Origin of the sequence: Prevotella jejuni, from assembly GCF_900187995.1 — a bacterium.
Taxonomy (GTDB): domain Bacteria; phylum Bacteroidota; class Bacteroidia; order Bacteroidales; family Bacteroidaceae; genus Prevotella; species Prevotella jejuni.
In genome coordinates this window covers 120,733-133,427 of record NZ_FZNZ01000002.1, presented here as the reverse complement: position 1 = coordinate 133,427, position 12,695 = coordinate 120,733, and the positions used below count along the sequence as shown (strand labels likewise).

General features: G+C 43.2%; 7 protein-coding genes. 4 read left to right on the top strand and 3 right to left on the bottom strand.

All coding sequences use genetic code 11. From position 1 onward, the window contains the following. Positions 1-576 precede the first annotated feature (576 nt). The gene (locus tag CHB62_RS01085; protein ID WP_089365334.1) at positions 577-1,011 is read right to left on the bottom strand and encodes a DUF4299 family protein; all 435 of its coding nucleotides are present in this window, start codon (positions 1,009-1,011) and stop codon (positions 577-579) included. A gap of 426 nt (positions 1,012-1,437) precedes the next feature. On the opposite strand from CHB62_RS01085, the gene CHB62_RS01080 reads away from it, so the two are divergent. The 3 genes from CHB62_RS01080 to CHB62_RS01070 all read left to right on the top strand — a co-directional run bounded on the left by CHB62_RS01080 (position 1,438) and on the right by CHB62_RS01070 (position 6,491). Then, complete coding sequence (locus CHB62_RS01080; RefSeq protein WP_009011024.1) at positions 1,438-2,664, top strand: nucleoside recognition domain-containing protein; 1,227 nt, start codon at positions 1,438-1,440, stop codon at positions 2,662-2,664. A 90-nt stretch (positions 2,665-2,754) separates the two neighbouring features. After that, positions 2,755-4,206, top strand: coding sequence for an oligosaccharide flippase family protein (locus CHB62_RS01075; protein WP_009011023.1), 1,452 nt, complete (start codon positions 2,755-2,757; stop codon positions 4,204-4,206). A gap of 161 nt (positions 4,207-4,367) precedes the next feature. Next, the gene (locus CHB62_RS01070) at positions 4,368-6,491 is read left to right on the top strand and encodes a S46 family peptidase (protein WP_089365333.1); all 2,124 of its coding nucleotides are present in this window, start codon (positions 4,368-4,370) and stop codon (positions 6,489-6,491) included. A gap of 441 nt (positions 6,492-6,932) precedes the next feature. Here CHB62_RS01070 and CHB62_RS01065 read toward each other — a convergent pair whose 3' ends face one another. After that, positions 6,933-8,855 carry a DEAD/DEAH box helicase gene (locus tag CHB62_RS01065; protein WP_089365332.1) on the bottom strand — a complete coding sequence of 641 codons (1,923 nt, stop codon included), beginning with the start codon at positions 8,853-8,855 and terminating at the stop codon, positions 6,933-6,935. 474 nt (positions 8,856-9,329) lie between these two features. After that, on the bottom strand, positions 9,330-9,452 hold the full coding sequence (locus tag CHB62_RS15110; RefSeq protein ID WP_254919360.1) for a hypothetical protein: 123 nt from the start codon (positions 9,450-9,452) through the stop codon (positions 9,330-9,332). 526 nt (positions 9,453-9,978) lie between these two features. Between CHB62_RS15110 and pnp the strand changes: the two genes are divergently transcribed. Continuing rightward, the gene (gene pnp, locus CHB62_RS01060) at positions 9,979-12,234 is read left to right on the top strand and encodes a polyribonucleotide nucleotidyltransferase (RefSeq protein ID WP_089365331.1); all 2,256 of its coding nucleotides are present in this window, start codon (positions 9,979-9,981) and stop codon (positions 12,232-12,234) included. Positions 12,235-12,695 lie beyond the last annotated feature (461 nt).

Below are 12,695 nucleotides of genomic sequence, written 5' to 3'. Positions count from 1 at the left end.
CCTGTCTCTTGTTGGGCTAACTACGACAAAGAATCGATAAGGTGCTGTCTATGAACAATGGCATAGGTGTTTTTGTGTGTAATCAACTTATTTCTTGGGTGGAAGAAGCCGTCATTAAAGGGCTGAAAGGGCTGAACTAAAAGGTTATTATACCATCCTTTTCGCACTGCATACCATCCTTCTCCGAATTTTTTTCATGAAAAAAAATATTTCTTCTCATGAAAAAAAATATTTCTTCTCATGAAAAAAAATATTTCTTTTCATGTAAATAATTCTTTTTCTTCATGAAAATAATTCGCTGGGGAGTGTCTTTGTGGCTGTAATTCAGTTGATGGAATGGAATAAGAAAGAAGGGTTAAGTACTTAGTTGCAACTTGTCTCAAAGGCTAACTAAGCTTTATCGTGTCGGTAATGAGTAGCGTTTTGAGAGGAAGGGAGGATAGGTTAGTCCCTTTTTCTTCGATGGAATGGGCTATTTAAGAAGGTTGAAAACGAAAAAGCCGACTATGGGCAAAATCTCTTGCAACCATAATCGGTATTCTTGACGATTGATAATGTAGTCTCCTTTTCAGGCGTTTATAGGCGGTTTAATGACTGCTTGACACTTGAAATCAGCAAGCCCATCTCAGCCGCATTCAGTCCTCTAATCAATACATTAGGCTCTCTGTACTCCACAGCATAGTTCGATAAAGCAGGTACACAATGAAAGAAAGGTAGGTCGACTACCTCTCCTTGGTTCGTTGTACTAACGAATTTAAGGCGTATGTCAGCGAAGCTATCTTCCTTGTTCTTGTATAACTCGTTAGGAAACATTGGTAGGATAGTGTTGACACCCTCTGTTATAACGAAGCTAAGGAGCTTTTCCTTGCCCTCTTTTTCATAACATTGAGGCTCTGCTACACAAGCTTTAGACCATAAATCGACCTCCTCGGTCTCCTCTTTATCTAAGAAACATTGGCCCTTCTGTTGCGTTTCTCGCTTACTCTTCTTAAACAAATCGAATATACCCATATAGTCTTACAGTTACTATCTGTATTCGCAAAGTGACTAATTATGTATTAATAGTAATCGGAAAGAGATACAATTCTATCCGAAAAAGATGTTTGCAAAGATAAAGACTTCATACTATATATACACAATTAGGTATGTTAAAAAGATTAAACAATATGTGTCTAACGGCTTAATCATCGATAAAAGATAGAAAAACAAGGTGCAATAAGGGTTGTTTAGACATGGTTTAAGAAAACAACCCACGGCATATTATCGACAAAACAATTAGAAACACGGACACAAACAACATCTTTTTAGTTTATTATGCCGTAGGTTCACACAGAAATGTTTATCTTTGCATTGGGAAAGCATGGTACCTTTGTGGGGCTGTCTGTCCCCGTTTCTGATATATAACAGACATTTTAAAACAATTATAAGCAGCAATAAATGGCACTGAACTATATTTGGATAGGATTCTTTCTCATCTCATTTATCTTCGGACTCGTCTCTCTCTTGATGGGAGACACAGACATATTCAGTAGGATGATGCTATCCACATTCGACTCATCTAAGACAGCTTTCACGACTTCTATCGGTCTTACAGGTGTCTTAGCACTGTGGTTGGGAATCATGAAGATTGGCGAAAAGGCTGGTGTAGTAAATGTTCTTGCACGTATGCTTAGCCCTTTCTTCTCAAAGCTCTTCCCTGATATTCCTAAGAATCACCCTGTTATGGGGTCTATCTTTATGAATATTGCGTCAAACATGTTGGGCCTTGACAATGCAGCCACCCCTACTGGATTGAAAGCGATGGCGCAGATGCAAGAACTGAACACCAAGAAAGACACGGCAACAAACCCAATGATAATGTTCTTAGTACTGAATACTTCGGGTTTGACGCTTATCCCTACGACTATTCTTGGCTATCGGAGCATGAACGGAGCAGCACAGCCAATGGACGTGTTCATCCCTATCTTGTTGGCAACAACGGTTGCGACGATAGCAGGTATACTCCTTACAGCAGCGTGGCAACGTGTCAATATCTTCCAACCAACATTGTTCTTGGGTCTTGTTGGTATCATTGGCTTTGTCGGACTGGTAATGTGGGGATTCGGACAGATGGATAAGCAAACGATGAATACGGTAACTAAAGTAGCGTCAAACTTGATTATCATGTCGATAATCGTCCTTTTCATCGTTGTTGGTATGTGGCGGAAGGTGAATGTTTATGACGCTTTCATCGAAGGAGCGAAAGATGGTTTCCAAACCGCAGTACGTATTATTCCTTATTTAGTAGCTATCCTTGTGGCAGTAGGAGTGCTACGTGCTTCTGGTGCGTTAGACCTCTTGATAGATGGTATAAGGTGGGTTGTACAGCAATGTGGACTTGACACAAGATTCGTGGATGCACTCCCCACAGCCTTTATGAAACCCCTTTCAGGTAGTGGAGCACGTGGCCTTATGTTGGAATCAATGAAAACCTTTGGTGTTGACTCATTCGTTGGCAGATTGAGTTGTATCTTCCAAGGTTCAACAGATACCACCTTTTATATTCTTGCAGTTTATTTTGGCAGTATCGGAATACGCTACACTCGCCACGCATTGGCCTGTGGACTGTTAGCTGATTTGGCGGGTGTAATAGCCGCTATCGCCGTCTGCTATATATTCTTTTAGGAGATAATAGAGTCTATTAAACTATTGGGCTGTTAGCCCTATAAGCCTTATTAGCCTAATAGGGCAAATAAGCTAAACTACAAAACGACAATGGCAAATTTAAAATCACTGGCAAAAGACACTGCTATCTATGGCTTTAGCAGTATTATCGGAAGGTTCTTAAACTATCTTCTCGTACCCCTCTATACTGCAAAGATTAGTGCTGCGAGCGGTGGATATGGTGTTATAACAAACATCTATGCCTATACAGCCTTGCTGTTGGTGGTTCTGACGTATGGTATGGAGACTACTTTCTTCCGTTATGCCAACAAGACTGACCAAGACCCACAGAAGGTTTACTCAACTACTCTGTCTTTAGTAGGATTGTCATCACTGCTGTTTATAGCGATGGTCTTTGTTTTCTTACAGCCTATCTGTGACTTTATGGGCTATTCAGAACATCCTTCGTATGTGTGGGTGATGGCTATCACGGTTGCGATAGACGCTTTTCAGGCTATTCCTTTCGCCTATCTAAGATATAAGAAGCGCCCTATTAAGTTTGCTGCCTTCAAACTGTTATTCATTGCGTTGAATATCATCTTGAACCTTGTTTACTATCTCTTCTTAGGCGGACATGATGTAGGTTATGCCTTCTACATCAACCTTGTTTGTACAGGAACTATCACTTTCTGCTTCTGGAGAGAGTTGAAAGATGGCTTCTTTGCCAGTGGTAAGCTCCTTGATATGCCTTTGGCGAAGAAGATGCTATCCTATTCTTGGCCTATCCTCATCCTTGGTATTGCTGGTATTCTTAATCAAACGGCAGGTTATATCATCTTCCCATACGTCTATAAGAATAGCGATGCGCATACACAGTTGGGTATCTTTGGGGCTGCAAGTAAGATAGCTATGATCATGTCGATGATTACGCAGGCCTTTCGCTATGCTTATGAACCATTCGTCTTTGGTAAGGCTCGCGACAAGGACAATAAGGAGACGTATGCAAGAGCTATGAAGTTCTTTATCATCTTTACGCTTTTAGCTTTCTTGGTGGTGATGGGCTATATGGATGTTCTGCGTCATATCATTGGGCGTGACTACTGGGTAGGACTGGAGGTGGTGCCTATCGTGATGGCAGGAGGTATCATGACAGGTGTTTACTTCAACCTTAGTTTCTGGTATAAGCTCATTGATAAGACGATTTGGGGGGCTTACTTCTCAGGTATCGGATGTGCTGTAATTATCGGAATCAACGTTATTTTCGTCCCCCAATACGGTTATATCGCTTGTGCATGGGCAGGTTTCTTGGGTAACGCTACGGCTATGGTGCTGTCTTATATCGTCGGTCAACGTAAGTATCCGATAGATTATCCATTAAAGAGTATTGGGGTCTATGTCCTTATAGGTGGTCTCTTCTTTGCTATTATTAGCTATACTAATGCCAACCTGTCTGTTGCTGCGGCTTTAGGAATTAATACTTTGGTTATTATCCTATTCATTGCTCATGTCTTATACCATGACTTCCCGCTGCAACAACTGCGTAAACGATTTGGTAAGAAATAAGAGATATTATGGGAGAAGAGGGTTTATAAGACTATAAAGGATGGCCTTATAGAGCGTTATAGATAAGTAGGCGCCCCCTCTCTAAGCTCCCCATAGATTTTTGTTAACCCTTTATACACAAGTAGAAAACAAGTAAGTATCAATTAATTAATAGTATTAATATGAAGAAATCGACATTACTTATTGCCGGACTTCTCGCATTGGGTAGTACAGCTATGCATGCTGATGAAGGTATGTGGACGCTCTATAACTTGCCAGAGGCCGTCTATGAACAAATGGTAGCTGAGGGTTTCCAGTTGCCACAGGCTATGCTTTATGGCGCTCCAAACGCTATCAGCAATTCAGTTATTAATTTCTCTGGCTATTGCTCAGGCGTTGTTGTTTCTCCAAATGGCCTGGTCTTCACCAATCACCATTGTGGATTTAGTGCAATTAATGCCCATTCCACCGTAGAACATGACTATATGAAGAATGGCTTCTACGCCAAGACCTATGCTGAGGAACTCCCAAACAAAGACTTGTTTGTATCCTTCATGAAGAAACAGGAGGATATTACAGCTCGTGTGAGTAAGCTTGTTGCTGGAAAGAATGGCGAACAGACCGAGGCTATCATAGACTCTCTTACCAACCATCTGACTGACTCTATTAAGGCTATCGACAAGACCTTGCATATCAGTATAGACCCTTTCTATGAGGGAAACAAGTACTATGCAACTACATATCAGGATTTTCCAGATGTGAGACTGGTCTTTACTGTCCCAAAGAGCATGGGTAAGTTCGGTGGAGAAACGGACAATTGGATGTGGCCAAGACAGACAAGTGACTTCTCAGTGTTCCGTATCTATGCCGATCCTAAGACCAATGGACCAGCTTCTTACTCAAAGGATAATGTGCCATATAAGCCTGCTAACTGGGCACCAGTAAGTCTTGAAGGCTATAAGGACAAGGACTTTGCAATGACAATAGGCTATCCGGGCTCTACTAATCGATATCTTTCTTCATACGGTATACAGCAGCGTAGAGACATAAACAACGCTGTCCAGGTGCAAGCACGTGGTATTAAGCTTGCTATCATGAAGCGTTATATGGATAAGAGTGAGAAGACCCGTATCCAATATGAGGACAAGTACGTTGGAGCAGCGAACTATTGGAAGAACTCAATGGGTATGAATAAGTGCATAGACTCCATTGGTTTGATTCGTCAAAAGGCTGAATACGAGGCTAAGATACAAAGGTGGTTAGACGAGAAGAAGGTGAAAGACCCTTCTGTAGATGTCGACTTTGCTAAACTAAGTAGACTTTATCAGGAAAGCAACGAGCCTGCCTTGGTTCAAGCTTATTGGAGAGAGTCTTTCTGGAAAGTGTCTGAGTTGATTCAGAGAGCCTTTGACATCACTCGTGGAGCTATCGAACCACAGGGGCCAGAGAACGATCCTAAGGGACAGTACATACTGTTTAAGGACAATAGTAACGATTGGAACTTAGCTCTTGACAAGGAGATGACAGCCGCAATGTTGAAGAATTATGCCGAACATGTGCCTGCTCAGTATCTCCCAGAGGCGTATAATGAAATCAAGACTAAGTTTGGCAATAATTATAAGAAGTATGTTGACTGGCTTTATTCAAAGAGTATGTTACTCGTTAAAGGGCATAAGTTCTATAATGATGAGAAGACTCTTGAAGACCCAGGTATCTTACTTGGAGTGCAGCTCGTAATGGTGTATCAGAAAGTATTAGCTGATTATGCTACGAAAGAAGATGCTATTGCCAACGAGGAGAAGAAGCTCTGCGAGGCAAAGGTGCAGATGGAGATGGATATGCCACACTATAGTGATGCCAACTTCACCATGCGCTTGTCTTATGGACAGGTGGGTGGCTATATGCTTGGAGGCTTTGATAGCAACTATTACACGGCCGCTGAGAGTATTGTAGAGAAGATGAAGAAGGGCAAGAAACTTGAGGATTACAAGGTAGAGCCCGTCATGATGGAGCTTATGAGTGCTAAGGATTTCGGTCGTTATGCTGATAAGACAACAGGAAAGATGCAGCTTTGCTTCCTTACTAACAATGATATCACTGGTGGTAACTCTGGTTCTCCAATGTTCGACGGCAAGGGTCGCCTTATTGGTCTTGCTTTTGATGGTAACTGGGATAGCCTTTCAAGCGATATCAACTTCGATCGCAAGCTCGCACGTTGTATTGGTGTTGACATCCGTTATGTACTCTACTTAATGGATAAGTGGGGTCACGCTGATCGTTTGCTGAACGAGATTAATCCACAGTAAGGGGTTGTCTTAATATATAAAAAGCCCCATAGCATCGATGCTATGGGGCTTTTTTGATATCTCCCCAAGTCTTTCCGAGGGAAGATGTATGATAGATAAAAGGTTGCTATTGGTTTATTTCTTGCTACCTTATTATATGTTCAATTCGTCGTGTTGGGAAAGACTTCTTATATCAGTGATGTCTTACGATATATTATACTGATAACAGCCATCTTACTTCCCCTTTTTAGCCATTGTGTTGAGGCTCCGCACTACTCGTGTTGAGGCTTCGCACTATTCGTGTTGATGCTCCGCACCAATGGTGCTGAGGCTTAACACCACTCATGAAGATAGCAATGTGCTATGCAAAATACCATGAATGTATAGCCAATTTATCGAAAGTCTCTCCAACGTTATACGCTAAGTTCCCCTCCGCTTTGGGGAGAGTTGGGGTGGTGTATCTTACTTCTTTGGTCTACGTCTTGCCCAACCTTCCTCAGAAAAGTCAGGTTCATCGCCCTTTAGCTTAGCTGGACTGGACTTCATAAGTTCCTTCCAATCATCTTTCTTGAACTTATGCTGTCCGCCAAAAGGGTTATCATCATACTGTCGACGACTACGGCCCTTGCGCTCACGAGTGTCCTGGCGGCCTTCTCCGCGGCTGCCGTAACCACCACGACCGCCTGCAGGGCGACCATTGCCACCAGCCGAGCGACCACCAGCCGAGCGTCCATGGCCACCCTCTTCAGCATCGTTACAACGCACCTTGCGGCCTTTGTAGGTAGCACCATCCAATGCACTCATCACCTTCTTGGCGTCTTGTTCAGGCACTTCGATGTAGCTCTGCTTTGCAAGGAGGTCTATATGGCCTACCGCCTGATGCCCATGCATATTCTTATTGATGAACTGCATCACCTCACCCGGATAGAAACCATCTGCCTTACCGAGGTTGATAAAGAGTCGCTTATAGCCACTCTCCGCCTTACGAGGGCCACGGCTGCGGCCACCTCTGCCTTCTCCTTTTGCACTACGGCTATCCTCTCGTGAGCTACGTGAGGATGGTTTCTCAATCTCTTGAGCGTTCTTATAATAATCAAGGAACCGACCAAAGGTCGCAGTAACAATCTTCTTGATGACAATCTCCTTATCGATATACTCGAACTGACGGTTGATATCCTTCATATAAGGTGCTATCTGGTCTTCATCAACGTCTGTTTTCAAGATGTCATCCATAGTTTTGAACAACTGTTTCTTGCATATCTCCTCTGGAGAAGGGAGTGTTCCATCGACAAAGTCCTTACCGATTTCGCGCTCAATATTACGTACCTTATATTTCTCACGAGAGTGGATAATCGAGATAGACGTACCCTTTTTCCCTGCACGACCCGTACGGCCAGAGCGGTGAGTATAGTTCTCTATATCATCAGGTAGCCCATAGTTGATAACATGTGTCAAGTCGTTCACATCCAATCCACGTGCTGCAACGTCTGTAGCGACGAGAATCTGTGTGAGATGTGAGCGGAACTTCTGCATCGTAAGGTCACGTTGCTGCTGTGAGAGGTCGCCATGCAAGGCTTCAGCATTGTATCCGTCCTTAATCAACTTATCAGCAATTTCTTGCGTCTCAAGCTTTGTGCGGCAGAAAACTATCGCATATATCTTTGGGTAGAAATCAACCAATCGCTTCAAGGCAAGGTACTTGTCGCGTGCATTCACCATATAATAAATATGGTTAACACTCTCGGCTCCCTCGTTACGGCTACCCACTACAATCTCTTTATAGTCGTGTAGATAACCCTTTGCAACCCGTTCTACTTCACGACTCATCGTGGCAGAGAATAGCAGTGTATTACGGTCTTCAGGCACACCAGTCAATATCTCGGTGATACTCTCTTGGAAACCCATGTTAAGCATTTCGTCGGCTTCGTCCAAGACAACGTTTCTCACCTTGTCAAGACGGGCTTTTCCACGGTGCATAAGGTCTATCAGACGACCCGGTGTAGCCACGATTATCTGTACACCATGACGCAACTGGCGAATCTGTGTATCGATAGATGCACCGCCATAGACCGCTGCGATGTGTAGATGAGGGATATACTTGCTAAACTCCTTTAGGTCATCAGCAATCTGCAAACAAAGTTCACGTGTCGGACTAAGCACTATCGCCTGCGTATCCTTGCTGCTTGTGTCAATGCGTTGCAGCAGAGGAAGACCAAAGGCAGCCGTCTTACCCGTACCAGTCTGTGCCAGTGCGATGACGTCGTTACGATTACCAAGTAAATAAGGGATTACTTCTTCTTGTACAGGCATTGGATGTTCAAATCCAAGCTCACCAATGGCGCGACGAATCTCTTCGCTCACACCTAACTCTTCAAATGTCTTCAAATTCGTTTGTTTATTATTTATTATCCTATATAAAGGTAAGATCACCACCAAACGAACCCACTAAAAAGACACTTGCCTGCGACGGGCTTCAACCAGTCAGTACGCAGACTCTCAGGTGGTATGTTACCTTTTTATTGGTTGCAAAGGTACGGCAAGATGTTGATATGGACAAATAAAACTGATTATAAATCAAGGTTATGGGGCAAATAGTTGGTGAAAGAGCGTGGAAAAGACCGTGAACACTATTAAAAATAAGGCTAAGAGAAGAAATAGTTGTGTCAAAACCTATTAAAAAAATACGCCAAACTGCGCTTTCTGTTATAAAGTCTAAAAGTATTAATGATTATTTCTAAATCTCATTTTATTTATGTGTTTTTTTTGTAACTTTGCGTTGTCAAATAGAAAATAGTCGTTATTAAAGTTAATTATTTGAGTTAGTACAAGGACACAAAACTTACGTGAGTAAGATTGATGTTAAACGAAAGGCTTCGCAGGGATGCGAAGCCTTTTTATTTTTAGGCTAAGGTAAGGCCCTGCCTTGGTTTCTTCTTGATAGGAGAGGGGAGTGAATACTACTGCTGAGAGGCGTTTCTTCATTGTTTATTATCGCTCGAGGTGGTCGGGTAATATCTTTCGTTCGTTACCAATTGACCGATAATTTCAAATTCTTTTCATGAACAAAAATATTTATTTTCACGACAAGAAATATTTTTCTTCATGAACAAAAATATTTTTTTTCATGATAATAATTCGAGGGAGTAAGGTTGTCATAATTCATTAACATTGTTTTCTTACGATGAAAACGACGATTTTTGTACCTTGAAAGACCCTACTTTAGCATCAGTCCGACAATCTCCTTGGAAGAAGAAAACTATCACCTAAAATCAAAAAGGTCGTGTTTGAGCTGAGAGCGTATAGTGATAAGCGATTTAACATCTGATAATTAGCACCGCAAAAAATATGGTTATTTATTTGTGTGTTACATATATAATAGGTAAATTTGCACGGATTAATTTTTTTCGGGACGCGTGAGAAGGTAACATCAAGACTTTAGAACCTTGCGCATTGTTGCCGCTTTTGGTTCCCAAAGATGTTGGTCAAAACAATAAGTTATAATTTTTAGATGAACGTAATTACGAAAACAGTTCAGTTGCCAGATGGGAGAACCATCTCAATTGAAACCGGAAAGGTTGCAAAGCAGGCTGATGGAGCAGCGGTACTCCGCATGGGTAACACCGTACTTCTCGCCACTGTTTGTGCAGCTAAAGAGGCAGTTCCGGGCACAGACTTCATGCCTTTGCAAGTTGATTATCGCGAGCAGTATGCTGCCGCAGGTCGTTTCCCTGGTGGTTTCACCAAGCGCGAAGGCAAAGCCAATGACGACGAAATCCTTACATCACGCCTTGTGGACCGTGTTCTTCGTCCACTTTTCCCATCAGATTACCACTGCGAAGTTTATGTACAGGTAATGTTGCTGTCAGCTGACGGCGTCGATCAGCCTGATGCACTTGCTGGATTGGCAGCTTCAGCAGCTCTTGCTGCTTCAGACATCCCTATCGAGCATACTACATCAGAGGTTCGCGTTGCACGAGTTAACGGCGAGTACGTTATTAACCCAACCTTCGAGCAGATGAAGGAGGCTGATATGGACCTCATGGTAGGCGCTACCAAGGACAATATCATGATGGTTGAAGGTGAGATGGATGAGGTTTCTGAACAGGATCTTATCGGTGCTTTGAAGGCTGCACACGATGCTATCAAACCGATGTGTGAGATGCAAGAGGAGCTGTCAAAGGCTTGTGGGACAGATGTTAAGCGTGCATACGAAGATGAAGTCAATGATGAAGAGCTCCGTGAAGAGCTTCGCAAGGCTACATACGATGCTTGCTACGCACAGGCTCAGAGTGGTGACGATGATAAGAAGCATCGTGAAGAGACTTACGATAAGATTAAGTCTGAATTTACTGAGGCTTACGATGCTGCCCACACAGACCTTTCAGAAGACGACCTCGAAGAAAAACACACACTTATCGACCGTTACTTTGCTGATGTTCAGCGTGACTCTATGCGCCGAAGCGTACTTGATACAGGCAAGCGCATGGACGGTCGTGCAACAGATGAGATACGTCCTATATGGTGCGAGGTAGATACTCTACCAATGCCACACGGAAGTTCGCTCTTTCAACGTGGTGAAACAATGTCTCTCTCTACCTGTACTCTTGGTACAAAGATGGATGAGAAGATGGTTGATAACGTCTTGGAGAAGAGCTACCAACGTTTCCTTCTTCACTATAACTTCCCTCCTTTCTGTACAGGTGAGGCTAAGGCGCAGCGAGGAGTTGGTCGTCGAGAGATTGGGCATGGTCATCTTGCATGGAGAGGACTAAAGGGTCAGATCCCAGAGGACTTCCCTTACACTGTTCGTTTGGTTAGTCAAATCCTCGAATCAAATGGTTCTTCATCCATGGCAACCGTATGTGCGGGTACACTTGCATTGATGGATGCAGGCGTTCCAATGAAGAAACCAGTCTCAGGTATCGCTATGGGACTTATTAAAAACCCTGGTGAAGACAAGTATGCAGTGTTGAGTGACATCCTTGGAGACGAAGATCACTTGGGCGATATGGACTTTAAGACAACTGGTACAAAGGATGGTTTGACTGCAACTCAGATGGATATTAAGTGTGACGGATTGTCATTCGAGATTCTTGAGAAGGCGCTTATGCAGGCTAAGGCAGCTCGTGAGCATATCCTTAACATTATGACTGAGACGATTGCCGAGCCACGTGCAGAGATGAAACCACAGGTTCCTCGTATCGTACAGTTGGAGATTCCGAAGGAGTTCATCGGTGCTGTCATTGGCCCTGGAGGCAAGATTATTCAGCAGATGCAGGAAGAGACGGGTGCTACTATCACTATTGAAGAGACAGAAGGGGTAGGTAAGGTACAGGTATCTGCGCCAAACAAGGACTCTATCGACGCTGCTCTCGGTAAGATAAAGGCTATCGTTGCTGTTCCTGAGATCGGTGAGGTCTATGAGGGTGTAGTACGTTCTATCATGCCATACGGCTGCTTTGTAGAGATACTCCCAGGTAAGGACGGCTTGTTACACATCTCAGAAATCGACTGGAAGCGCCTTGAGACTGTTGAAGAAGCTGGTATTAAGGAGGGCGATAAGATTAAGGTTAAGCTCCTTGAGATCGATCCTAAGACTGGTAAGTATAAGCTTTCTCGTCGTGTGTTACTCGACAAACCAGAGGGTTATGTAGAGCCACAACGCCGTCCAAGAGGCGACCGTCGTCCACGTCGTGAGGGTGATCGTCGTGATGGCGAGCGTCGCCCACGTCGCGAGAACAATGATTTTGAGAACCACGAATAAACTTTATTCGTAATTAAATTATAGTCCCCTGCAGGCCTACTGTGGCTTGTGGGGGAATTATACTCACCTTTGTTTATGGGGCACAGCACGCAAACCCTGTTTTTATTAACTGTGCACACAATATTTACCTACGATGTAACCGCATGAACCTGATAGTGTAACCGCATCTATCTAATGGTATAATCATGTCAACCTGATAGTGTAATGACATCTATTTAGTAGTATAATCGTATCAACTTGATAGTGTAATAAGATCTTTCTAATGGTATAACCGCATGAACTTGATAGTGTAACTGTATCTATCTATATGGTGTAACCATATCAACCTGATTGTGTAACCACATCTACCTAATACTCGTCTGCTGAGAATGGGGAGCGTAGTTGGATTGAGATAACGAACGCTTCAAGAGAGACGGTATCCCTGAAAGGCTATTATCTTGTTAGTCCTAATCCATGGAATG

Bases quoted from the DNA above. Each gene is read 5' to 3' on its own strand.
- CHB62_RS01085 (WP_089365334.1), bottom strand. From the start codon at position 1,011: ATGGGTATATTCGATTTGTTTAAGAAGAGTAAGCGAGAAACGCAACAG.
- CHB62_RS01080 (WP_009011024.1), top strand. From the start codon at position 1,438: ATGGCACTGAACTATATTTGGATAGGATTCTTTCTCATCTCATTTATC.
- CHB62_RS01075 (WP_009011023.1), top strand. From the start codon at position 2,755: ATGGCAAATTTAAAATCACTGGCAAAAGACACTGCTATCTATGGCTTT.
- CHB62_RS01070 (WP_089365333.1), top strand. From the start codon at position 4,368: ATGAAGAAATCGACATTACTTATTGCCGGACTTCTCGCATTGGGTAGT.
- CHB62_RS15110 (WP_254919360.1), bottom strand. From the start codon at position 9,452: ATGAAGAAACGCCTCTCAGCAGTAGTATTCACTCCCCTCTCCTATCAA.
- pnp (WP_089365331.1), top strand. From the start codon at position 9,979: ATGAACGTAATTACGAAAACAGTTCAGTTGCCAGATGGGAGAACCATC.